The sequence below is a fragment of the Shimia gijangensis genome, from assembly GCF_900142085.1.
In the GTDB taxonomy this organism is placed as follows: Bacteria; Pseudomonadota; Alphaproteobacteria; order Rhodobacterales; family Rhodobacteraceae; genus Shimia; species Shimia gijangensis.
Map to the genome: position 1 here is coordinate 1 of NZ_FQZQ01000022.1, position 24,319 is coordinate 24,319.

The window sequence follows — 24,319 nt, forward strand, 5'->3', positions numbered from 1 at the left end:
CTTCCGTTTCGACATCGTCGATCTCCTTCGTGTTGAAGATCAACAGACAACAAATCGCAGCTTACGTCAGTGTCCGAATTTCGGGGGGTAGCTCACCAAGCTGGAGGAATGGGAGCGGTTTTATAACTTCGCCAGACCTCACGGCGCGCACAATGGCCAGACCCCTTACGAAGTACTCAGAGACAAGCTACAGTAACCCCACCAGTGTCCCGCCGGTCTGTCGAGTTTACACTGCCAAAAATGGGAAATGGCTCAAAAAAGCTCTAAGTCATGTTGAATGCGTGTGCCAGACGCAATAAGTGAAAACTAGACTCAAAACGGCGTTTTCAAGGTGAGTACACAATGCGAAAAAAAGTAACAAAGGCTATTTTTCCAGTGGCTGGATTGGGAACACGTTTTCTTCCGGCCACCAAATCTGTTCCAAAGGAGATCATGACGCTGGTTGATCGCCCATTGATCCAATATGCGATTGATGAGGCGCGGGCAGCAGGGATCAAGGAATTCATTTTCGTAACGGCGCGCGGCAAAAGTGCATTGGAAGATTACTTTGACTATGCCCCGAACCTGGAACGGGAACTGCGCAAAAAGGGCAAACAAGATTTATTGGAAGTTCTGGAAACCACGTACATGGACAGTGGTGCGATCGCCTATATTCGACAGCATCGCGCAAAAGGTCTGGGACACGCTGTCTGGTGCGCACGTCGCCTGATTGCCAATGAACCCTTTGCCGTTATTCTTCCGGACGATGTTATTGCTGCGAACGAACCTTGCCTGAAACAAATGGTTGAAGCTTATGAAGAAACCGGCGGCAGCATGGTTGCCGCAATGGAAGTCCCGCGGGACAAAACCTCAACTTATGGGGTTTTGGATATCAAAGAAGACATGGGATCACTTGTGGCTGTTAAAGGTATGGTCGAAAAACCTTCCCCAGAGCAGGCTCCGTCGAACCTAGCCGTGATTGGCCGTTACATTTTGACGCCAAATGTTTTGCGAAGCCTGAACAAGCAGGAATCTGGCGCTGGCGGTGAAATTCAGCTGACAGATGCTATCGCCAAAGAGGTTGAGCAAGGCAACGATGTTTACGGGTTCCGTTTTCGTGGACAGCGTTTTGACTGTGGCTCGAAAGCTGGGTTTCTTCAGGCAACGATCGCTTTTGCTTTGGCGCGGCCGGAATTGCGGGATGAGTTGAATACCTACTTGCGCGCGATGAGAACTGCCGAGAAAGCAGCAGAGTAACGGGAGAACAAAGTGCAAAGTGTTTTAGTCACCGGGGGTGCGGGGTACATTGGGTCGCACGCGTGCAAGGCTTTGCGGGATGTAGGTTTTCAACCGGTTACTTTTGATAATCTGTGCACAGGGTGGAGAGATGCGGTCAAATTTGGACCGTTTGAACAGGGTGATTTGCTGGACCGCGCCCGGCTGGACGCGGTGTTTGAAGCGTATCGCCCAATCGCGGTAATGCATTTCGCAGCGCTTTCCCAAGTAGGCGAAAGTGTTCATAAACCGGGCCCCTATTGGCAAAACAATGTTGGCGGTTCGCTCAACCTGATCGAGTCTGCGATCGCGGCGAATTGCAAAAACTTCGTTTTCTCATCAACTTGCGCTACCTATGGCGATCAGGACAATGTGGTTCTGGATGAAAACTGTGAGCAAAGACCTGTGAATGCCTACGGAGCCTCAAAACGGGCAATTGAGGACATGTTGGAAAATTTTGACGTTTCTGACGGCCTTCGTCATGTCACGTTTCGCTATTTCAACGTTGCAGGTGCTGATCCAGAAGCGGAAGTTGGTGAGTTTCATCAACCTGAAACGCATCTGGTTCCACTGATCCTGGACGCAATTGACGGCAAACGGGATGCATTGACGGTCTACGGCACAGACTATGATACGCCGGATGGAACTTGTATCCGTGACTATGTTCATGTTTGCGATCTGGTCGATGCGCATATTCTTGGGCTCAAATGGCTGACGGATGGCAACAACAGCCGCGTGTTCAACCTTGGCACCGGGCATGGTTTTTCCGTGCGAGAGGTGGTTGACCATTCAAGGGCGGTGACAAACCAGACCGTTCCAATTGTCGAAGGTGCGCGCCGTGCTGGTGATTGCACGCGTCTGGTGTCAGGTTCAAACCGCGCAGCCAAGGAATTGGGGTGGACGCCGTGGCGGTCCAATCTCAATGAAATGATTGCGGACGCTTGGAGGTGGCACCAAACTGGACACTATGCCGAATAACCCGCCACCTGCGCGCTTGCTTGATCTGACAAGGGCGATGCAGTTGCATTCAATTCCACCGACCGGAATTGATCGTGTTTGTTTTGCTTACCTGAAGGCTCTCTGCGACGCTCCGGAGCCGGTCTATGGTTTGGTTAGAACTGCCTCGGGATATGTCCTCCTGGATGACGTTGGTATGCAGGAGGTGCTGGCGCGGATGGAAGGAAGGAAGCCTTGGGGTCCACCAGATTTTCTTTCCAAATTGTTACACAAGCCGGATTGGTACAAGCATTACACTGAGGCTGAATTGCGTCGATTGCGCATTGCGCGCTGCCAGCCAGCCTTTCTGGGGCGTATATTGCGCAGGCACCTACCAGAGGGCACCGTTTATCTCAACGTAGGCCAGAGTAATGTGACAGAGCGGTTGATCAGAGCTGTCAAATCTGTACCAAAGTCGCGTTTTGTACCCTTTTTGCATGACACAATTCCCATGGACTTCCCCGATTACCAAACACCGGATTCCATCAAACGCTTTGAGCAAATGTTTGCCATGCTGCAGGGATCTGCAGACGCTATTTTATGCAATTCACAAGTTTCGGCTGATGACGTGAAGCGGCACATGGCGCCCTTGGGTGTGGTGCCGCCAATTCATGTGGCTCACCTTGGCGTTGACAATTATTTTTTCCAATACGGAGACAATAAAGGCATTCCGACGTTGCCCAAACCCTATTTTGTTCTTCTCGGAACGATTGAGCCTCGTAAAAACCACGCACTGATCTTGGATGTCTGGGAGGCTCTGGAAAAGGAGTTACCAGAACAAGAAATGCCTCATTTGGTGGTTTGTGGACGGCGTGGATGGATGAACGATGAGGTGTTTGACCGATTGGACAATAGCCCTCAACGTAGCCGATATCTGCATGAGTTCAACGAGTTGAACGACAACCAGATCCAGGCCTTACAAAAGGGTTCTGCCGGTTCGCTCTTTCCATCCTTTTGCGAAGGATTTGGCCTGCCACCAGGGGAAGCCGCCTCCATGGGAGTTCCGGTGATTTGCAATCCGCTACCCGTTTTTCGGGAATTTCTGAAGGATATTCCCATTTACGCAAGCGTAGCAGACAGTTATGCATGGAAACAGGCAATAAAAGAACTGGCGCAGCAGGCGCGGGCAAGGGGTAAGACCCAATGGCAGACACCTACAGGGAGTGGTCTGCCAACTTGGGAATCGCATTTCAACGTCGTCTTAAAGATGACGTGATACCCCAGCTTCAAATCTGCACGTTTTTGTGTCAGGACCGAAAGGGGCAAATTGGGATTTTGGACATCATATCGTCTAAGGATTCAGCGACGGCGCTGGCTTGTGCGTTCTATTCGCAAGCGGCGCGAATTGCGGAGCATTGCCGACCGTACACCCAGTATTAATCGCGACGATCTTTTGCTGTTCTCGACGCAAAGAAACGAACATGTGCGGCTGCCCTATTTCCTGAACTACTACCGCGAGAAAGGCGTTAATCATTTCCTAATCGTGGACAATGATAGCAACGACGGATCGCTTGAGTATCTGGCAGAGCAGCCAGATGTCTCGGTCTGGCACTCTCGTAAAAGCTATAAACGGTCGCGGTTCGGTGTTGATTGGCTGAATTGGCTGCAATTGCGCTATGGGCATGGTCATTGGTGTCTGACTGTCGATCCGGATGAATTTTTTATCTACCCGTTCTGTGACACACGACCAATTCGTGCCCTGACAGACTGGCTTGATGCCTCGTCAATCAAATCTTTCAGTGCGATGCTTTTGGACATGTACCCCAAGGGCCGGATTGATGAACAACCCTATCGGGCCGGACAAGATCCAATTGAGATTGCTAGCTGGTTCGATGCCGGCAACTACACGATGGACAAGAATAAGCTGTATGGAAATCTGTGGATCCAAGGCGGGCCTAGGTCTCGGGTGTTCTTTCCAAACGAACCCGAAAAAGCCCCAGCCCTGAACAAGGTGCCGCTAGTCAAATGGGACAGGCGTTATGCCTATGTCAGTTCGACCCATATGTTGCTGCCGCGCGGGTTGAATCAGGTCTATGATGAATGGGGGGGTGAAAAAGCATCTGGAATTTTGCTGCATTCAAAGTTTCTCGACACTTTCACGGTTAAAGCCGCAGAAGAACTGCACCGAAAAGAGCATTATGCCGCCAGTGTTGAGTATCTGGCCTATGCCGCCGCGCTAAAAGATAACCCGGAGTTGTGGTGCAAGTGGTCCGAGAAATACATCAACTGGCGTCAGCTTGAGATATTGGGCCTGATGTCAAAAGGGAACTGGGCATGACCGTCGGGATTGTCATGTTGGTTCACACCGCGCTTGATCGTGCCGAACAGGTTGCGCGCCATTGGTCTGTCGCGGGATGCCCTGTTGTGATTCACGTGGATGCCACCGTGTCACGACGGGTCTACAACCAATTTGTCAAAGCTCTTGAGGATGTGCCGACAGTTCGATTCAGTGAACGGCACACCTGCGATTGGGGAACCTGGGGACTGGTGGCTGCGTCGCAATCAGCGTCCGAGATGATGCTGAAAGAGTTCAGAGACGTACGACACGTCTACCTTTCTTCCGGATCGTGTCTGCCGCTGCGCCCAGTGAAAGAGTTGATTGATTACCTGAGTGCACGACCGCGGACGGATTTTATTGAATCCGCGACGACGGCAGATGTTCCATGGACCATTGGCGGTCTCAGCGAAGAACGATTTACGTTACGGTTTCCCTTCTCGTGGAAAAGACATCGTTACTTGTTTGACCACTATGTTGAATTGCAGCGCGCTCTTGGCGTCAGTCGCAAAATTCCCAACGGGATTGTGCCGCATATGGGGTCGCAATGGTGGTGTCTTACTCGGCAAACGCTTTCGGCCATTCTGGAAGACCCAGAACGCGACACCTATGACACCTATTTTAAGAGAGTCTGGATTCCTGATGAAAGCTACTTTCAGACACTGTCCCGCCTGTTTTCGACCAACATCGAAAGCCGGTCTCTAACCTTGTCCAAGTTTGACTTTCAGGGCAAACCGCACATCTTTTATGATGACCACCTGCAATTGTTACGTCGGTCAGATTGCTTCGTGGCCCGCAAAATCTGGCCACACGCAACTAAATTGTACGAGGCTTTCTTGTCCACCCCGGAAGGGGCGGTCAAGATGGCCGAACCCAACCCATCCAAAATTGACCGCATCTTTGCCAAGGCGGTCGAACGTCGGACACGTGGGCGACCCGGTCTGTATATGCAAAGCCGCTTCCCTAATCATGGTTGGGAAAATGGCGTAACCTGTGGCCGCTATTCAGTGTTTCAGGGATTTTCAGACTTGTTCGAGGGCTTTGATCATTGGTTATCTAAGGCCACTGGCGCACAGGTGCATGGGCATTTGTTCCACCCCGACGGGGCTCAGTTCTCGGGTGGGCAAAAAGTTATCAATGGTGCTCTGTCAAGCAGCCCCGCACAGCGCGACTATAATGCGATTGCCTTTCTGGCGAATATGATATGGAACACGCGCGGCGAGCGGCAGTGTTTTCAGCTTGGCCCTGACGATATCGATGCTCCGTTGGGGTTTCTTGCGCGGGATCCAAATGCGCAAATCTCGGTTATCAGTGGTGCCTGGGCCATTCCGCTTTTCAATTCCAATCGAAATTTTTCTGACCTGCGTCAGGAAGCGGCCCGGTTGCAAAAGCAAGAGAGTGAACAGTTGGATGCTCTGCGTTCACCTCTTTCCAAAGCGCGTATTCGTATCTGGACCATGGCCGAGTTTATCGAAGCTCCGATGGAGCCATTGCAGAGTATTATCGACGAAATGGGCCAGCATTCCCTGCGTCGCCTTAGCGAGGCTCCAAGGATGACTGACTTAACGGGGTTTGGCCAATTCCTTCAGAACCTGAAAAACCAAGGCATGCACCCATATCTGATGGGAGATTTTCCGGTCAATCCTCCTGGATTGAACCAAACCAAACTCCCCCGTAAACCCTATTTGGTACAGTAACGCGAGATGGGCGATTCATTTGACTATTTCGTTGTTTTTGCAGAGATGCGGACAGGTTCAAACTTCCTTGAGGCAAACCTGAATGCATTTGACGGGCTAAGTTGTCAGGGTGAGGCGTTTAACCCGCATTTCATTGGCTATCCAAATCGTTCTGAAATTCTGGGAGTGACGTTAGAGCAGCGCACGGCTGACCCAATGACATTGATCCGTGCCGTTCGTGGGGAGCAGGGCGTCATGGCCGGGTTTCGGTTTTTCCATGATCACGACCCCAGGGTTCTGAGCATCGTTCTGAATGATCCCAGGTGCGCTAAGATCGTACTGACCAGAAACCCTGTGGACAGCTATGTATCGCTCAAGATTGCGCGCGCGACGGGGCAATGGAAACTGACTGATGTGCGGCGTCGCAAAGAGGCCGGTAAAATTCGCTTTGATGGCGGTGAATTCAAATCTCATGTCCAGGAATTGCAGGATTTTCAGGTTAATTTGATGCAGGCTCTGCAAAAGACCGGACAGACAGCGTTTTATGTGGCCTACGAAGACCTTCAGGATGTGGATGTCATGAATGGTGTCGTCCGATTTTTAGGACAGGACGCTACTCTTGAAGAACTGGATGCATCCTTGAAGCGTCAAAACCCCAGTTCCCTTGAGCAAAAAGTGTCTAACTTTAGCGAAGTATCGGGCGCATTGGCTGATCTGGACCGTTTTAACCTAAACCGCACTCCGAACTTTGAACCCCGACGCGGCGCCGTTGTACCCAGCTACACCACAGCCGCCAGCACTCCGTTGTTGTATCTTCCGATCCGTTCTGGCCCCGAATATGAGGTGTATGAATGGCTCGCCGCGATTGATGGGGTGTCCCCGGAAGACCTGCCGCGCAAATACAATCAGAAAACACTTCGTAAATGGCGGCGCGCCAATCCTGGCCACCGGTCGTTCACAGTTGTACGCCACCCGGTAGCGCGCATTCACCATGCGTTTTGTTCAAAGATTTTGGGTGATGGGCCGGGAAGCTATGCGCAGATCAGAAAAACTTTGCGCAAAGTTTTTAAGGTGCCGTTGCCCAAGGATCCGAATGACGACTCGTATGACATTGTGGCGCATCGCGCAGCTTTCTTAGCCTTTCTGGGCTTTGTCAAAGCGAATCTCTCTGGACAGACCAGCCTGCGCATCGACAGCCACTGGGCCAGCCAATGTGAAGTGCTTAGGGGATTCGGCGAAGTTGCGCTGCCCGACATGATTGTGCGGGAAGAGGAAATGTTGGCTTATCTTCCAGTGCTTGCCATGCAGGTCGGGCGTATGGAAACGCCTGAGCCAACCAAGGCAACCGAGGACAGCCCGCATGCCTTATCTTCAATTTATGACCAGGAGATCGAAGCCTTGGTTCAAAGCATTTATCAACGGGACTATCTTAATTTTGGATTTGGATCCTGGCGGTAGTCAGGCGGCCTGAACGTTCTGAGCCTCGGTCAAGATCGAATACAACGTCGACGCATCCTGATTGGCCCGCAGTTTAACACATAGCGACGCGTCGCGTAGTGTACGAGAGACCAGCGCAAGCGCCTTCAGGTGCTCAACACCTGCATCTTCCGGAGCAAACAGGGCGAATGCGATATCTACAGGCTGGCGATCAACGGCGCTGAAATCCACGGGTTTTTCCAGTAAAACAAAGGCTCCGATCACCGAATCCAGACCAGTGAGGCGTGCGTGAGGAAGAGCGACGCCATGGCCAACACCCGTCGGGCCAAGGTTTTCACGTTCCAGCAGTGCTTCGACAACCACGGGTGCGTCCAAGGCGTACGCAGACTCCGCCAAGTCGGCTACAGCATGTAGCAATCTCTTTTTGCTCGAGGCGGCCGAAACAACTTTGACCGCCTCAGGCTTAAGGATCGTAGTTAGGTCCATTGCCCGTATCTCCAAACAAAGACCAAAGTCCTTGTCGCGTTAATCCTGCGGATCAATCCAGCCTATGTTGCCGTCTTCACGGCGATAGACCACATTTACTCCGTCTTTACCTTCGTTGCGGAAAACCAGAACCGGTGCACCCGCGAGCTCCATTTGCATCACGGCTTCACCCACGCTTAAAGATGGAATCTTAGTTTCCATCTCGGCGACGATCATAGGCTGAAGCGTTTCAGGCTCAGCCTTTTCTGTCTCCCCTTCTGAGGCGAGGATATACGAGGACGCGCCGAAGAGTTCAACCGGTTCTGCACGATCCTTGTGATGGTCCTTTAGGCGGCGTTTGTAACGACGCAGCTGCTTCTCCATTTTCTGGCTGCAATCGTCAAAAGCGGCGTAGATTTCAGTCGCGTGGGCCTTGGCCTGAGCGGTCAGGCCGGTCGATAGATGGACCGTGGCCTCGCAGACATATTCATGTGCGCTTTTGGAAAAGATAATATTAGCATCGGTCGGGCGTTCAGCGTATTTGCCGACCACCGTACCCAATTCATCCTTCACATGAGTTTGAAGGGCATCACCGATATCGATATGTTTTCCAGTAATTTGGTAGCGCATCCTGTCTCCTTTGCGATGACATGTCGAACCCGGACTAAGGGCGTTGAAACGCCCGGCGTAAGTTAGGTTCGAATGCTGAGATTGGACATTTCTGATGATTGTCCGAGGTCGGGCCTTGTCGCAAAGGCTGCGTTGATCAGCGGAGCAGAATCCAGAAATGTCATGCCTATATTTGAAAACAGAGAGGCAGAGGTGTCAATGAGGACAGGTCAGTTTTTAGCGTAAATCCGCGTAAAAAATTTTGGGATTCAGGAAATCTTGAAGTTATCGCCAAGATAGACCCGACGCACGTTTTCGTTTTCCACAACATCATCAGGGGTTCCAGACATCAGCACTTTACCGTCATGCAGAATATAGGCCCGATCAACGATCTCGAGAGTCTCACGCACGTTATGGTCGGTAATCAGCACGCCAATCCCGCGTTTTTTGAGGTCCGCAACAAGATGTCGGATATCCCCGACCGAAATTGGGTCCACCCCGGCAAATGGTTCGTCCAACAAAAGATATTTCGGTTCAGCTGCCAGACAACGCGCGATCTCAACACGCCGACGTTCGCCACCCGACAACGCAAGTGCAGGCGCGCGGCGTAAATGTTCGATCGAAAATTCTGAAAGAAGTTCTTCGAGTCGCTCGCGGCGTTTGTGGCGGTCCTTTTCGGTAATATCCAGGATGGCCAGAATGTTGTCTTCAACACTTAAGCCCCGAAAGATGGACATTTCCTGAGGAAGATATCCGATCCCAAGCTTGGCACGCCGATACATCGGCAGTCGCGTGGCGTCGCGGCCATCGATGGTCACCTTGCCACCTTCGGGCATGATCAGCCCAGCGATTGCGTAAAAGGTTGTGGTCTTGCCGCAGCCATTCGGGCCAAGCAATGCGACCACTTCACCACGGTTCAGTTCCATGCTGAAATCACGGATCACAACCCGCTTGCGATAACTCTTGCGCAGATTTTCTATGCGAAGGCCGGACTGGCCTTCCTGCACAGTAAGAGTTGGGCGCGCCATTATTCGTCGCCCGTCTTTAGGATGGTTTTCACGCGGCCTTCCATCTCGGCTGACCCGGTATTCAGGTCAACTGTCATCTTGTTTGAGTTTAAGGTGTTTGGCCCTTGGGTCAAAAGAACGTCTCCTGTCATCACAACAGTACCCGCACTGATGTTATAATCAGCCCGATCTGCTTCGGCGGCATCTTTCTCTTTGACCAGTAAAACGCGTCCGGTGGCTTCGAGCCGGTCAATGCCGCTGGTTTCCTGATTGTAGATCACAAGCACTTCCGGGGCACTGATGCGCATGCTGCCCTGTATGATCAGTACGTTGCCTTTGAACAGAGCGGTGCCATCATTTTGGTTTAAAGATAAAGAATCAGACGTAATTTCGACAGGTTGTTCGGTGTCTTGCTGCAGTCCACCAAAGGCGACCTCGAATTGCTGAGCATGGGCGGCAAAGGCGAACATCAAGACGCCAATCAGAGCAGTTATTCTAAAAAGGGACACGTAAAACCTCATTAGTCCATTGGTATGTATATCAATTTCACACCTTGGGTGAAAAACAAAGTAACTTCGTTAGGGTTGTCTGTGGGAGAGATCATCATTTTGCCAGCTTCAAACCGCCCCGCAGGGCCCTCACCGGCAACAGCGCCTAGAGTTTCAGCGCTAAGTTCTCTCATATTGGCGCTTAGTTCATCAGTGTGAAGTGTGTACCCGTTAGAACTCAGAATGATAACGTTGCCGCTTAGCGTGGCAGTATGAGTTTGGTTGTTCACGCGCGCTAAGTCCGATGTAAATGCCAGATGCGATCCATCCAACAGATCAATCTCGGCGTCCATCTTTGTGGCCAGCGAGTTAAGCGCATCTTCTGGGTCCGGCTTGGCTTGATCGGCCGTGAAGGAGACCAGATGCCCGCCAGACGTTTTTCCAGAAAAGAATGGCGCAGTGATCTGCTGTTCGCGTGCGCGCTGCTCCAGATCTACCTTGGCAAAGGGGATAGCGTTCGAAGACGTCCCCCCGATATTTTGGGAAATCAGAAACAGGGTAGAAAGCAAAGCCAGCGCACTCAGAGGCAGAACGACCTTGAGAAGAGCAACTAAGCGCGAATATGTAATGCCCTCACCGGCCATTTCAACTGAGCCCGACCCTCAGGCAGTCGTGGATGTGTAAAAGCCCGACAACTTCTTTGGGACAGCTCGGTTCGGCCACCAACAGACAAGTGATTTTACGGTCATTCATAGTGCTCACGGCCTTTTCAGCCAATGCATCGGGCTCAATCGTCACCGGGTCGCGGGTCATGACCTCTTGGGCGGTTAGTGTTGCCAGCCCGCTAATATGGCGGCTGATATCTCCATTTGTAATGATACCTTGCAAAAGGCCGGCCTCATCAGTTACGCCAACCACGCCAAACCCTTTTCGTCCGATCTGAGTCAATGCCTCGGACATGGGCGCATCCAGCTTAACCATCGGCAGGGCGTCTCCGGTGTGCATCAGGTCGTTGACACGGCTTAGCTGGGCACCCAGTTTTCCGCCCGGATGGAACTCGCGAAAATTCTCGGGCGTGAAACGACGGTGTTCCATCATCGCGACTGCCAACGCGTCGCCAAGGGCAAGCGTCATCGTTGTCGATGATGTGGGCACGACCCCGGTTCCACAAGCCTCTTCGGCGCGCGGCAGAATTATACCAACATCAGACTGTTTGATCAGGGTCGAATTGGTGCGGCTGGCCACGCCGATCAACGGGATCGAAAAACGGCGGGTGTAGGCAATCACATCTGCAAGTTCTGGCGTTTCGCCTGAATTGGACAAGACCAAAGCAACGTCGCCTTGCGCCATCATACCAAGATCACCGTGGCTGGCTTCCGCAGGGTGGACGAAATGCGCAGGTGTGCCGGTGCTGGCCAATGTAGCCGCAATTTTTCGCGCGATATGGCCGGATTTTCCCATGCCGGAAATAATGATACGCCCGGTCGCCGCCAGCATGATTTCTACAGCGCGGTCAAACTCATCACCGAGACTATCACCAAGATCGTTTAGTGCCTTGGCTTCGATAGAGATCACCCGGCGGGCAATATCCAGATATGATTTATTGTCGACCATCAGTGCGCAAAGATGTCTTGTTCCGGCCAACCTTCAAGATCAAGCAGAGCACGGGTTGGGAGGAAATCAAAGCAAGACTGGGCCAATTCAGTGCGCCCTTCGCGTTCCAGTCGGGTGTTCAGCTCTTCTCGGAGGCGATGCAGGTAAAGAACGTCCGAGGCCGCGTAATCCAACTGAGCATTGGTCAAAGTTTCTGCCCCCCAGTCACTCATCTGTTGGTGCTTTGAGATATCGACGTTCAAAAGCTCTTGCAGCAGGTTTTTCAGTCCATGGCGATCTGTGTACGTGCGGATCAGTTTCGAGGCAATTTTGGTACAATAAACCGGTGCAGTTAGTGCACCAAAGGCGTTGTGCATTGCGGCAATGTCGAACCGACCAAAGTGGAACAGCTTGAGCACGTTTGGGTCTTCGATCATCTTGCAAAGGTTGGGGGCCTTGGTTTGGCCCTTGGCAACCTGAACAAGATGCGCATTCCCGTCGCCACCGGACATTTGGATAACACACAACCGGTCCCGGTGTGGATTTAGCCCCATGGTTTCGCAATCAATTGCCACAACTGAGCCTAGGTCCAGGCCGTCGGGAAGGTCATTTTGATAGAGATGGTTTGCCATTTGAGCCTCGAATATTCAGTTACCCAAGCATTTACGGCTTCTGCCCGCCTGATTCAATGTTTGTGGCTGGGCGTCACTCTCAGAAACAGAAATATTCTCGTCAGTACGACAGCCACTATCTGTGACCCAAGCCTTCAATTGGGTTCTTGCGCGGCATTCGCGGACCGACTAAATGAGCATTGCATCGCCTCAATAGCTCAGCTGGTAGAGCAGGTCCTTCGTAAGGACAAGGTCGGGGGTTCGAGTCCCTCTTGAGGCACCAATTTCCATGCAAAGTGATTTGGCATTGCAACTATCGGTTAGCCTAGGCTCTTAGGCGTGCGACGTGTCCTTAAAAACGTATTTTGAGACACCTGCAAAATTTACGGCAAGAGCAATCAATGATCCTGCCATGGTTGCAAGGACCGCGTTCAGGGGTGTTGGCGACAGCACCCATAGCACTGCCGCAAAGGTCAAATAGTTCACAGCCATACCAAAACTCTGGATGCCGAAGTACTTGAGAAATCGCGCGCTGATACTGCCGGTTTTTTGATCTGAAAAAGTCCAGTACTGACTGCCAGCCCAGGTGACAACCACAGCCACAGAAAAGCTTAGTATGCGCGTCAGGTAGGGGTCACCACCCATTGAAGTAAGCAAAAACAACAGCCCGGCATCCACTAGGAATCCTACGGCGCCCACAATCAGGAAGCGCGGGAGAGTGTGGCGTGCCCGGTGGCTCATTGCCCGACCATTAACTTTTTGGGCTTTTGTGATGTGGGTTGCGGTCGCGCCTTCGTTGCGACGCCAGGGATGGACAGATATTGCATTCGCTTTGCTTCTTGGCGGGCACGGGTCACCAGATCAAGCACCATTCCAACAGCTCCTGACAAGCAGGCTATGATCATCAGGCTTGCCGATAGAACGGCAGTTGGCAAGCGCGGTACCAGACCAGTTGCAAAGTATTCGGTAATGACAGGCGCGGCCAAACCCAAAGCTGCTATCGCCAACAATCCCGCCACCAGCGAGAAGAACCACAATGGTCGCTCGTGGCGTGCCAACCGAAGGATGGTGCGCAGGATACGCACGCCATCCCGGATCGAGTTTAGCTTGCTTTCCGAGCCTTCCGGACGGTCGCGAAACGATGACGCCACTTCATCCAAAGGCATCTGCAATTCCAGCGCGTGCACTGTCAGCTCGGTTTCAATCTCAAAACCCCGAGACATGATCGGAAAGCTTTTTACGAAGCGGTTGGAAAAGACCCGGTAGCCTGACAGCATATCTGTCGCTCCTGTGCCAAAAATCTTTTGCACCAGACCGGACAACATCATATTGCCCAACTTGTGGCCAGGGCGGTATGCAGTGGTTGAGACTGCGGACCGGGTGCCGTTCACCAAATCCAGACATTCCGTCGTCATTAGCCTGACCATCTCAGGGGCGGCAGTTGCGTCATAGGTATCGTCGCCGTCGACCATCAGATAGACATCCGCTTCAACGTCCGCAAACATGCGGCGCACCACATGACCTTTGCCTTGCCGCGGTTCACGGCGCACAATGGCGCCGGCGGCTTGCGCCCGAATGACGGTCTTGTCAGTGGAATTGTTGTCATACACATAGATCGTGGCAGTTGGCAGTGCGGCCTGAAAGTCTTTGACTACCTTCGCAATTGCCTCGGCCTCATTGTAACACGGGATGAGTACTGCGATTTCTAGTGCATCGAACGCCTGATTGGCGTGAAAAGACTGAAAGTTGCTGCGTAGGCTCTGGTTCATCTCGTGTCTCGCTTTTTGCGGTCTCATGGATGGGAGCCTGCGCCTTAAACCAACGCGGACTGCCCCCTTTGGCACGACTTTGGTGGTCTAATGTGGCAAATTTTGGGTTAGCAACTGCAATTATTACGGCACTTTTCCATGCTGAGGCGGTCCTAAATTAGCCCCGATCATGCCCTTGTGGTGCCCGTGTCCGGTGATGCAAGATGCAAAAAATTCGAGCAAGGATACGAAGCATGCCCACCCTGCAGAATGCATCCCCAGTGGATCGTTGGCTCAAGATTGTTCTCGTGGTTGTGCTTGTGCTGACGCTTGGCAAGGCGGTCAACATTGCATTTGATCCGATGACCCGACTCGCCAACGGAGACAACGACGACATCTTGCGGTTTCTTCAGGTCAAAGCGTGGCTGGAAGGGCAAGGATGGTTTGATGCCCGAATGTACCGCTTGCTGGCCCCAGAGGGCCTGGATTTACATTGGTCGAGATATGTCGATCTGGGCATTGCGGTTTTGGTTTTGCCACTTTCAGCCTTTTTACCTCTCGACGCAGCCTTGGGTTTGGGCATTGTCCTGTGGCCAACGCTCCTGTTCGTCGCTCTTGTCTTACTTACCGTGCGCACCGCGCAGCGCACCTTTGGCAGCCTGACCGCGATCATCGCAGTTTGTGCGATTGTTATGTGGCAGCCGATTGGACAAAATTACTTTTTGCCAACACGAATTGATCATCACAATATCCAAATATTGCTGACAACGGCTATGGTTTTCACCTTGATTTTCCCAGGTCGGAAGGCGGTTCTCGGTATTGTGGGGGGCGCGCTGGCTGGGTTTTCGCTTGCTATTGGGTTAGAGCTTTTGCTGACAATCGCGCTGACCGGCGTTGTGCTCGCTTTGCGCGCTGTGTTCGGACGCGAGGCGCAATCCACGCAGTTTCTGGCCTTTTGTGCTGCCTTCGCGGTGTCGGCAGCTCTTTTCTTTGCGGGACAGAATGCGCCACAGGTTTGGACAGTATCGCGTTGTGATGTGTTATCCGTACCGTACCTTGCTTTGACCGCGATGGGGAGTGGTGTGGCTGTGATATACACTCTCTTTGCGCGTCGCATTGCTTTTGTCGGCCTGCGCTTAGGCATTCTTGTGGCCCTGTCCGCAGGTGGTGTTGTCTTGCTCCTTCCGTTGATCGAACCGTGCTTTTCCGGCCCTTACGGTGCGCTGCCAGAAGACGTTAAAAAAGTTATCTATGGATCAATCATTGAGGCGAGGCCGGCACTAGGCCCGCTGTTGTCTGGTGACAAGGTGACCTTTATTTACATTGTGCCCCCGCTGTCGGCTGTGCTGGTGACGAGTGGTATCTGGCTGTGGCGGACTGTTACTATTGAGGATAGAGGCGGTGTGCAGACACGTCGCCTTGGTACTTTGCTGATTTTTGGATGGCTGGGGCTGTTGGCCTGCCTCTGGCAGACGCGGCTGATCCTGATGGGTGCGGCTGTGTATCCGCTGCTTGTGGGTGTTGCAGTGGCGAACCTTCTCGAATTGCGTAAAGGCAAACGCGCTTCGTTGGCCACTTTGGGATTCATCGGTGTCATTTCGACCACGCTTTTTGCCCCAACACTTCAGAAGGCCTCGGCCTTTATGTCTAGTGGTGCCCCAGAAGGCACTTCCAAAGCACAACGCAGTGCTGACACGTGTCGTGACCCTGACATGCTTCGAAGCCTTTCAGCGATTCCATCGGCTCGGATTTTTGCGGCTACAAATGTAACTGCGCCGATGATGTTGGTCACTGAGCATATTGGACTGACCGGTCCATATCATCGTAGCCCTGATGCCATGGCAGACGGGATCATCCCCCTCTACAGCGACGAGACAACCTTGCGGGATGCGCTTGCGCGGACCCAGGCAGATTACCTACTACTATGCCGGGATGCGACGTTTTGGAAAGACACCGGTTTTGCAACCGCTTTGGCCAAAGGCTTTGTTGCTCAGGGTTTGACCCCAGTTGACGGATTGCATGAAGACTTGCTTTTGCTCGCAGTCGACCGAACAAAGACAGTAGACTAGAAAACGAAACGATCGCATTAATTTCGCATGGACTAATTTCCGCGCGTTCCAGTTTTTGGAAGACTAGAAAAAAGTTCTGATTGACCCCGGAATTGCAATTCTTTCAAGGCATCAACCCAGGCCTGCGCCTGATCGACAAGGCCTCTGCGAACCAGATTGAGGGCCATTTCCCGTTGAGGGCAGTCAGGATAGTTTTCGAGCAGATCAGAAATCATGCTCTTTTCAACGCTTTTACTTGTCATGCGCGGCTCCGATAAATGGCTTTATTAGAAATTGAAGGCACTTATGCACAATCCAAAGATAACACAAAACCACATATTTACGTAACGTTAAGATTTTTATGTATTCGGCGATCTGTTTCTCCCCGTGGCATCATGCCTCTGCTATTTCCGGATCAGATCAATTGAAATTTCCGCGCGACTGATTTAAAGCGGCGGCATACGTGGTGTTGCTGCGACTGCAAAAGGTGCGGCGACGTACAACCAAGGATTGGTAGCGCAGCTACATAAGTCACCAAAGTCTCCTTTAATCGCTGAAAGGTAGAGATCTCATGGCCGATAAATTGAACGCAGACATATTGTATACCATTGTAGACGAAGCACCCGAGCTGGCCTCGGCTTCGTTTCTTCCGATCATCCGCAAGTTTGTTTCCGCGGCGGGAATCACCGTTGCAACCCCCGATATTTCGCTTGCAGGCCGCATCATCGCGACCTTCCCAGAAAACCTGACCGACGATCAGCGCCAATCTGATGATCTGGCCGCGTTGGGCGAATTGGTTAAAACACCTGCTGCAAACGTCATCAAACTGCCGAACATCTCGGCGTCGGTACCTCAGCTAGTTGCGGCCATCGAAGAACTGCAGGCGCAAGGCTACGACATTCCGACCTATCCCGAAGAGCCTGCTACAGACGCAGAGAAAGCCGTCCGCGTTCGTTATGACGCCATCAAAGGCTCGGCTGTAAACCCGGTTCTTCGTGAAGGCAACTCGGACCGTCGCGCCGCCCGCGCCGTAAAAAACTATGCCCAAAACAACCCACATTCGATGGGTGCCTGGGCTTCCGACAGCAAAACCAAAGTGTCGTCGATGCCGGGCGATGATTTCTACGCCAACGAAAAATCGGCTACGATCACTGCCGCTCAAGCCGGTGATGCAAAAATCGAATTTGTCGGCAGGGACGGCTCGATAACTGTCTTGAAAGACGGTTGGCCGCTGGATGAAGGCACTGTTGCTGACGCGACTTTCATGTCCGCTAAGGCGCTGGGCGCATTTCTGACCGATGCCATTGAAGATACCAAATCCGACGGCACCATGTTCTCGCTTCACATGAAAGCGACCATGATGAAGGTCAGCGATCCAATCATTTTTGGCCATGCGGTCAAAGCATGGCTGGCGCCTGTGTTTGAAAAATTTGGCGATGAGATGGCCGCGCTGGGTGTGAACCCGAACTCGGGCATGGGTGATTTGCTGGATCGCGTTGCAGGCAACGCCGATATCATGGCAGCGATCGAGGCCGTTACTGGTGATCGTCCCGCTATGTACATGGTCGACAGCGACAAAGGTATCACCAACTTGCACGTGCCGTCTGACGTGATTATCGACGCGTCGATGCCCGCGGTTATTCGTGCAGGCGGCAAAGGTTGGGACGCAGCGGGCGCCAAAGGTGACACCAACTGTGTGATTCCTGACCGTTGCTATGCGACGATCTATGATGAAACCATCAACTTCTTCAAAGCCAATGGCGCGCTCGACGTTACCACGGCCGGTTCGGTGGCCAACGTTGGCCTAATGGCGCAAAAAGCTGAAGAGTACGGCTCGCACCCAACCACGTTCGAGGCCGCTGCAGATGGCGTAATCCGCATCGTTCTGGCCAATGGCGAAACATTGCACAGCCATGATGTGGAGGCCGGTGATATCTGGCGGTCGTGCACGGCGAAAATGGCTCCGATTGAAAACTGGATCGAATTGGCGCTAGACCGTCAGCGCCTGACCGGATCCGAGGCGATCTTCTGGCTGGATGCAAACCGCGCCCATGATGCTCAGTTGATCGAATACGTGAAACCAGTTTTGGAAGCCAAGGGCGTTGCTGACAAGTTCCAGATCATGGCACCTCGCGAAGCCACAGCTCAGTCTTTGAAAACCATCACGGCCGGCCATGACAGCATCGCCATCACCGGCAACGTGCTGCGGGATTATCTGACCGACCTGTTCCCGATTCTGGAATTGGGCACTTCGGCCAAAATGTTGTCGATTGTGAAGCTGATGAAAGGCGGCGGTTTGTTTGAAACCGGCGCCGGTGGATCGGCCCCGAAACACGTCCAGCAGTTGGTCGAACAGAACCACTTGCGCTGGGACTCGATGGGTGAGTTCTGCGCGCTGGGTGAATCGCTGAACTTCCTTGCCGACACGCAGAACAATGCCAAAGCTGGTGTTCTGGGACGCGCCGCCGAAGAAGCCACCCAAGGCATTCTGGACAACAACAACTCGCCCAGCCGCAAGGTCAGCGAACCCGACAACCGTGACAGCCACTATTGGTTTGCGCGCTACTGGGCTGACGCGCTTGCTGCACAAAGCGACGACGCTGAGTTGGCTGCGGAATTCGCACCGCTTGCCAAAGCTCTCGCGGATGGCGAAGCAGCGATCACCGCGGAACTGGCTGCAGCGCAAGGTCCGGCTGCGGACATTGGTGGGTACTATCGTCCAAGCGCTGAGCTGAAAGCCAAAGTGATGCGTCCAAGTGCTACGCTGAACGCGATTGTCGGCTAAGTTTCAGTAAGTGAATTCTAAAAGCGCCCGGGCTTGGTCCGGGCGCTTTTTTTGTTTCAATAGTCCCGCTTGAAGAAAATACCAATTGCCGTGTCAGAATCTGAATCGACCCGCCCTTTTAGTGTAATGCTGGGCGTTACATCATAGTTCAGGCTGATCGAGCTTTGGCCTTTGCCGTCAACGCCAATCTCGGAATAGAGCTTGTCGTTGATATGTTTACCTGCACTGACACCTGCATTACCTTCGTCATCGGTGGTGATGTCGATATTGTCTACTCCGAATCCTTTGCGCAGCTTGCTGAACAACCCATCTGAACCGCCGCCATTGAGGCTCGCCAAAGCCGCGGCAAGCTGTGCAGCCTGAAACGCGGAGATATCCGTCAGAGTGCGACCAAAAAGGATTTGGGACAGGGCTTCTTCATCAGGCATGCTTGGCGAGGAGTTGATGGTGATGTCGGGTTCGGTTGCGCGACCTTCGAGCACGATTTCAAAGCTGGCATCCGAGGTTTCGGTTTCGGCAATCATGCGGATGTAGGGAATGAAATCCCCTTCAAGGCGGATCAGCCCTTCGGTCAGATCAAGCCGTTTGGTCAGAAAATCAAGCCGCCCGCGCGACAGGTCAAATTCGCCGGACGTCACAATGGCATTGGTGGGACCAGCCAGTGCAAATTGACCCTGAAACTCTGCGTCTAATCCAAGACCGCGCACAAACACTTTGTTGTTGGCCTGTACGATCAAATCAAGGATGTAAGACGCAGCTCCTCCAGATCCAGAGCCCGCCGCCTTTATGATTGCGCCAGCAAATTGCCGAGTTCGGTTAGCTCCGGATTTTGCGTTGCGATGCTTAATGTCGGGCAGCGCGCCAGCGCCTCCTAAAGCAGAGGTCGATACCTTAATTTCTGTGCTGTCCAACTCGACCAAACCAGAGATTTTCGCACCACCGGTCAAAGGCCCGTTGACGTTGACGTTCCCAACCAAAACAGTTTCCAGTAAATTTTCGTACTGAAACTTTGCATGATCGATTGAAATGTCGAGATTCCCGTTGAAGGGCGCCGCCAAAGCCAGCGTACCATTCACCCCAAGCGCGCCGCCAGCGACCACAACGCTGTTCATAGCGACAGCAGCCGAGCCGTTCGAAAGCGTGATGGTCGCTGCCAAATCACCAAGGGCAGCTTTGACTTGAGGTATTGAAACACGTGCACCAGACGTCTGGATTGTGCCGCTGACACTCTCGAGAGCCATGGGGCCCTTGACTGCCAGATCAAAAGCTGCCGAGCCCTGTACCGAAGTCGGCTTTATCGCGACATTGGCCAGTTCGATGGGGACAGAACCCGCTACTATCAGGTCCCCGTTCTGGAATGCATCGTCGATGTCTCCGTTGACCCGAAGCTCGATACCCGCAGAGCCTCTACCATCCAGATCGATCGACCAGCCCCGGTCATGGCGGTTTGCTTGGGCTGTAATGGCGGCAGAACCGGGCAGCGATGGGGCAAATACCTGCACTTGACCAACTTGAAGGTCCATAGAGACGTCACCACCACCGGAATTCGGGAGGCTTAGGTTCGCGGACAGGGTTGTCTGACCCGGAGCGGTACCATCAACATCGGCAAGCCAACCATCAGCAGTCTGCGAGGCTGTACCCGCCAAAGTCACAGATCCGGAATAGTCTTTAACGATGCGCTTAACGTCGTCCAGCGCTGCGTTGAAGGTCAAAGAACCTTCTCCGGTTTTCAAATGCCCTTGCGCGTCAGCTTCAATTGCGTCCGAACGAAGCTCAAACTGGCGCAGGTCAATACCCGCATCACTTCGGGCAGCAGACAGATTGAGCGCGGCTTGCTCGCCGACAAGAGAATCGATGACTTCTTCGCCTGTCTGAACGCCAGAAGCGGTGGCATTGAGGAGGATATCAAAGGCCCCCGATACTGGGGAGAATTCGCCGGAAAGCGCCGCTTTGGCCGCGCCGCGTACCGGGCGATCCAGGAGTGGTTCAAGAAACGCCAGATCAGCTACATCAGCATCCAATTGCCCTTTGATGTGCATCGCATCTATGGGCCCGGATATCAAACCACTTGCCGTGATCTCGCTGCGGTCAGTGCGCAGGTGCAGTGTTTCCAACTCGACGGGATCACCTGATCTCCATTTCAACTTGGTCGCCAGCTTGGCGATGGGGCCAAGCGCCTCGGCGGCATCTGAATTGTCAGGGTCTGTGGCGCTGATCCCGATGGCATCCAAAGAAATATCAGCGCTCAGATCCGGGTTCGCAAAGTGGTGGATAGCGCCGGTGCTATCCAAGTTTATCGCGGCGATAGACAGGGTCGGCTGAACGATTTCTTCGATCCGCCCGCGCAATGACCATGCGTCCCCCTGATTGACATCGTAACGTGCGTTTATCACGGCGCTGCCAAGGCTTAGATCATTGGCAAAAGGAAGGTTTACTGCGCTTCCGTCTGGGTCTCCCAGATTAATGTCAAACGCCAAGAACTCGGGCAGACCATTGGCGGCCAGCGTCATTTCCCCGGCAATCTGCATCGAACGCGTGTTCAGCAACAATTGATCCAGACGCGTTCGTCCATCCGAAGGACGGCGTACAATCGATGTGATGGACATGTTTGGACCGAAAAAGCTTTCGTATTCCGGGGCAAATAGAGGCGCCAGATCGCCAATGATATCGACACCAAACTGACGCGTTTCGCCAATTTTCACGGCTTTGTCGTCCAACTCGGGTTGGGCCTTGGTCGCCACAGTTCCAGTTAAGCGGCTTTGGTCATCAGTACTAAGTGCGATGTTGGCGACATATTCGTCAATTGGCCCGGTGCCTCTGACGCTGAGATCGACCGACGGTTGACCTGGCAGGGACATCAGTGTCGCCGCAATACCATTCGGAGCCTCTTGCAGGTTGAATTCAATGGCCAGAATTTCATCGGCATTGGCATACCCTGCCTCAAGACGGATATGACCTTGTTGTCCGTCGGTTCGGACGAGGTCAAGTTTGGCTGCTCCTGTGCCGTCGAGCAGCAACATACTGCCAACCAGAGACACAGTGGTTTCGACCCCAAATACCGGTTCGCCAATCGCAACCCGAGCGGCATTGATTTCACCAATATTGACACTGACAGGCAACTCAGGAAGCGCAAAACCTCCGCTGGCTTCGGGCGAAGGAGAGGTCTTTTCAGGTTCTGGCAGTCGAGGGATCAGGATTTCTTTGGCGATTAGCTTTTCAACTTCGATCCGGCCTCTGAGAACGGCGGAACGGGTCCAGATCAACTCGACCCCATTCAAGGTAAGCCATGGGCCCTTGGAGTCCGAAATGATCAAGCTTTTCATTGTCGCATGAGAGCTGAGTGCGCCTTCAAACCCTTCGATCTGAACCTCGCGGCCTGCACCAGAAAGCGTATCTTCCAAGAACCTGGTCAGTCGGCCCTTGTCTTCTTCGTTTGCCAAAGCAGACAAGGGCATTAGCAACAGCCATATAGTAAGAATCCACCGCATCAGAATGCTTGCCCAATGCCGATATATAGTTGTGTGCCTCCGGAGGTGTTTCCTCTCACTGGCCAACCAAGGTCAACGCGGATCGGGCCAATGCTTGTGTGGTAGCGCAAGCCAATACCAGCGCCTGATTGCCAATTACCACCACCAGAAAAGCTGCTGGATTCACCAACAAATCCGGCATCGTAAAATGCGACTGCGGATATCGTATTGGTGGTCTTAACGCGCACTTCGCCAGACAGACCAACAAACGAAAGACCACCACTTTGACGCCCGTTCACCGTGACAAAGTTCGACTGATAGGGTTGTCCACGAACGGTACCGCCGCCGCCTGACAAAAACAGCATATCCGGTTGGGTTTCAGCGATGCTTGGGCCCACAATGGAACCTGCCTGCAGTCTGCCAGCCAACACAACCCGATCGATGCCAACACTCTTGTAGGTGCGCGAGTCACCGAACAAATACAAACCCGGAGCACCATCTCTGGAACTGGCGTAAGGCATAAATGTGCCGCTTATGAAATACCCTTTGGATGGGTCCAGTTCATCGTCGCGCCGATCCCAGATTGCACGCGCCGGAAGACCAACAGACCGAAATTGCCGGTTTCCATAATCGTCCAGCGAATTACTGGCATCAAGGATCACTCCGCCAGACAACGTCAATTGGTCTGACACGATACGGTTAAGCGAAGCACTCAGGACAAATTTGTCGATCTGGTAGAGCGGATCGTCAATGCTGTCTAATTTCATGCCGACAATCAGGTCGGTGTCGGCTTGAAAAGTCGCTGGACGCAAAAGTTCGACATTCACAGTGAAGTCAGTGCCTCCGGTCTGGGCGCCTATCCCGGAAATTTCTCCGTCAATTTTCAAACGCTCAGCGCCACCAAACAGGTTACGGCGTATCCAGGTTGTCGAAAGCGTCAAACCATCCCGAGATTCCAATTCAGCCCCAAAACTTAGCCGCCTTGGTTTTTCGTCTTCAAGTCGAACGTCGATATCCAGAGTTTTGTCGGCTCCCACGTCGTCAGATTCGGAGATAGAAACAGAGCGAAAAACCCCGGTGCGGCGCAATCTCTTGCCAATTCGGTCGAGTTCCTGAGGGCTGAAGGTCTCGCCGCTGGGCAAGGAAATAATGTCGACCAACCGGTCTTCGGACACAGTGGTTTCACCCGAGACCCGTAGATTGCCAAATCGCAATTTCGGACCAGGATCTAGGTCAACATCTACGTCCAGGGTAGCGTTGTCGTGGTTGGCAATAATCGATTGATCCGACACGCGCGCTTTGGCGTGCCCAATGTTTCTCCATCCTGAGACACCTCCCGACGCCGCGTGCGTGATTACACCGGTTCTTGCTGAATGTCCTGACGCAAATTCTTCGGGAAGCGCGGTTTCAGGGGCCAACGGAGCGAGGTCTGTTTTCCCAAACAAGAATTGCGGACCGGGATCGACCCGCAGTTCCACGGTGTCGACTTGTCTAATGATGGCGAATGGTGGCAACGTTGCTGCCTCTCGTCCATCAATCAGGACGCTGATTTCCGGGCCAAAGTATCCATCTGAGTACAATACGCCTAATAGACGACGGTATTCGGCCTGAGCGGTGGCGACAATGTCCTGAGAATCTGTGATGCCTTCTTCTTTTGCGGCAAAAACAAGGGACGCCCCTGTGAGACGTTTTTCAAAATTCTCGGGGGCTTTCAGAACTACCTCAAAGGCAGTTGCAGGACAGGAAAAAGCAAGCGCTGCAAGTACCGCGCCAGCGGCAACTTTGGACATAGACTTGAGAACCCAAGCCAGCAACGGTTTCATACCTTCCCCCAACGCATCAGACGTCCCGCGTAACCTA

The 24,319-nt window shown here is 52.9% G+C and carries 20 protein-coding genes, 1 tRNA gene and 1 pseudogene; 10 read left to right on the plus strand and 12 right to left on the minus strand.

Annotated elements, in window-relative coordinates:
• Window positions 1-97: 97 nt before the first annotated feature.
• The 7 genes and pseudogenes from BUC32_RS20440 to BUC32_RS16170 all read left to right on the plus strand — a co-directional run.
• Window positions 98-196 (plus strand): annotated as a pseudogene (locus tag BUC32_RS20440) (IS481 family transposase); the annotation flags it as partial.
• A gap of 146 nt (window positions 197-342) precedes the next feature.
• On the plus strand, window positions 343-1,236 hold the full coding sequence (galU, locus tag BUC32_RS16145; RefSeq protein WP_073255254.1) for a UTP--glucose-1-phosphate uridylyltransferase GalU: 894 nt from the start codon (window positions 343-345) through the stop codon (window positions 1,234-1,236).
• Between the two features lie 12 nt (window positions 1,237-1,248).
• Window positions 1,249-2,232, plus strand: coding sequence for a UDP-glucose 4-epimerase GalE (galE, locus tag BUC32_RS16150; protein ID WP_073255257.1), 984 nt, complete (start codon window positions 1,249-1,251; stop codon window positions 2,230-2,232).
• The gene (locus BUC32_RS16155) at window positions 2,222-3,466 is read left to right on the plus strand and encodes a glycosyltransferase family 4 protein (protein WP_073255260.1); all 1,245 of its coding nucleotides are present in this window, start codon (window positions 2,222-2,224) and stop codon (window positions 3,464-3,466) included. Before galE ends, BUC32_RS16155 begins: the two co-directional genes overlap by 11 nt.
• 51 nt (window positions 3,467-3,517) lie before the next feature.
• The gene (locus BUC32_RS16160) at window positions 3,518-4,528 is read left to right on the plus strand and encodes a glycosyltransferase family 2 protein (RefSeq protein ID WP_073255263.1); all 1,011 of its coding nucleotides are present in this window, start codon (window positions 3,518-3,520) and stop codon (window positions 4,526-4,528) included.
• Entirely contained in the window at window positions 4,525-6,222 is a 1,698-nt protein-coding gene (locus BUC32_RS16165) for a DUF5927 domain-containing protein (protein ID WP_073255266.1), read from the plus strand. The genes BUC32_RS16160 and BUC32_RS16165 overlap by 4 nt, the downstream gene beginning before the upstream one ends.
• A gap of 6 nt (window positions 6,223-6,228) precedes the next feature.
• Window positions 6,229-7,659 carry a sulfotransferase family 2 domain-containing protein gene (locus tag BUC32_RS16170; protein WP_073255269.1) on the plus strand — a complete coding sequence of 477 codons (1,431 nt, stop codon included), beginning with the start codon at window positions 6,229-6,231 and terminating at the stop codon, window positions 7,657-7,659.
• On the opposite strand, the gene BUC32_RS16175 is transcribed toward BUC32_RS16170, so the two are convergent.
• From BUC32_RS16175 to BUC32_RS16205, 7 genes are all read right to left on the minus strand, one after another.
• A complete protein-coding gene (locus tag BUC32_RS16175; RefSeq protein WP_073255272.1) occupies window positions 7,660-8,124 on the minus strand; it encodes a PTS sugar transporter subunit IIA in 465 nt (154 codons plus the stop codon).
• 39 nt (window positions 8,125-8,163) lie between these two features.
• Window positions 8,164-8,733, minus strand: coding sequence for a ribosome hibernation-promoting factor, HPF/YfiA family (gene hpf, locus BUC32_RS16180; protein ID WP_073255275.1), 570 nt, complete (start codon window positions 8,731-8,733; stop codon window positions 8,164-8,166).
• A gap of 248 nt (window positions 8,734-8,981) precedes the next feature.
• Window positions 8,982-9,740, minus strand: a complete 759-nt coding sequence (gene lptB, locus BUC32_RS16185) for an LPS export ABC transporter ATP-binding protein (RefSeq protein WP_073255277.1) — start codon at window positions 9,738-9,740, stop codon at window positions 8,982-8,984.
• Entirely contained in the window at window positions 9,740-10,228 is a 489-nt protein-coding gene (lptA, locus tag BUC32_RS16190; RefSeq protein ID WP_322788025.1) for a lipopolysaccharide transport periplasmic protein LptA, read from the minus strand. Before lptA ends, lptB begins: the two co-directional genes overlap by 1 nt.
• Before the next feature lie 11 nt (window positions 10,229-10,239).
• Entirely contained in the window at window positions 10,240-10,851 is a 612-nt protein-coding gene (gene lptC, locus BUC32_RS16195) for an LPS export ABC transporter periplasmic protein LptC (RefSeq protein WP_073255283.1), read from the minus strand.
• Between the two features lies 1 nt (window position 10,852).
• Window positions 10,853-11,821: a KpsF/GutQ family sugar-phosphate isomerase gene (locus tag BUC32_RS16200; protein ID WP_073255286.1), complete on the minus strand. Its 969-nt coding sequence runs from the start codon at window positions 11,819-11,821 to the stop codon at window positions 10,853-10,855.
• Window positions 11,821-12,432 carry a ribonuclease D gene (locus BUC32_RS16205; protein WP_073255289.1) on the minus strand — a complete coding sequence of 204 codons (612 nt, stop codon included), beginning with the start codon at window positions 12,430-12,432 and terminating at the stop codon, window positions 11,821-11,823. Before BUC32_RS16205 ends, BUC32_RS16200 begins: the two co-directional genes overlap by 1 nt.
• Window positions 12,433-12,618: 186 nt before the next feature.
• Here BUC32_RS16205 and BUC32_RS16210 point away from each other — a divergent pair.
• Window positions 12,619-12,694 (plus strand) — tRNA-Thr (locus tag BUC32_RS16210).
• A gap of 50 nt (window positions 12,695-12,744) precedes the next feature.
• Here the strand turns inward: BUC32_RS16210 and BUC32_RS16215 are convergent.
• Together BUC32_RS16215 and BUC32_RS16220 are read right to left on the minus strand one after the other, a co-directional pair.
• On the minus strand, window positions 12,745-13,152 hold the full coding sequence (locus tag BUC32_RS16215; RefSeq protein ID WP_073255292.1) for a GtrA family protein: 408 nt from the start codon (window positions 13,150-13,152) through the stop codon (window positions 12,745-12,747).
• Entirely contained in the window at window positions 13,149-14,180 is a 1,032-nt protein-coding gene (locus tag BUC32_RS16220) for a glycosyltransferase family 2 protein (RefSeq protein ID WP_073255295.1), read from the minus strand. Before BUC32_RS16220 ends, BUC32_RS16215 begins: the two co-directional genes overlap by 4 nt.
• A gap of 233 nt (window positions 14,181-14,413) precedes the next feature.
• Between BUC32_RS16220 and BUC32_RS16225 the strand changes: the two genes are divergently transcribed.
• Window positions 14,414-16,228: a hypothetical protein gene (locus BUC32_RS16225; protein ID WP_073255298.1), complete on the plus strand. Its 1,815-nt coding sequence runs from the start codon at window positions 14,414-14,416 to the stop codon at window positions 16,226-16,228.
• Between the two features lie 32 nt (window positions 16,229-16,260).
• Here the strand turns inward: BUC32_RS16225 and BUC32_RS16230 are convergent, their stop codons facing one another.
• Entirely contained in the window at window positions 16,261-16,470 is a 210-nt protein-coding gene (locus BUC32_RS16230; RefSeq protein WP_073255301.1) for a hypothetical protein, read from the minus strand.
• A 308-nt stretch (window positions 16,471-16,778) separates the two neighbouring features.
• On the opposite strand from BUC32_RS16230, the gene BUC32_RS16235 reads away from it, so the two are divergent.
• Window positions 16,779-18,992 (plus strand): NADP-dependent isocitrate dehydrogenase, encoded by a 2,214-nt coding sequence (locus tag BUC32_RS16235; RefSeq protein WP_073255305.1) that lies wholly within the window; start codon window positions 16,779-16,781, stop codon window positions 18,990-18,992.
• A 56-nt stretch (window positions 18,993-19,048) separates the two neighbouring features.
• Here the strand turns inward: BUC32_RS16235 and BUC32_RS16240 are convergent, their stop codons facing one another.
• Window positions 19,049-22,480 (minus strand): translocation/assembly module TamB domain-containing protein, encoded by a 3,432-nt coding sequence (locus BUC32_RS16240; protein WP_083599365.1) that lies wholly within the window; start codon window positions 22,478-22,480, stop codon window positions 19,049-19,051.
• Complete coding sequence (locus tag BUC32_RS16245; RefSeq protein ID WP_175556955.1) at window positions 22,480-24,282, minus strand: autotransporter assembly complex protein TamA; 1,803 nt, start codon at window positions 24,280-24,282, stop codon at window positions 22,480-22,482. The genes BUC32_RS16240 and BUC32_RS16245 overlap by 1 nt, the downstream gene beginning before the upstream one ends.
• Window positions 24,283-24,319: the final 37 nt, after the last annotated feature.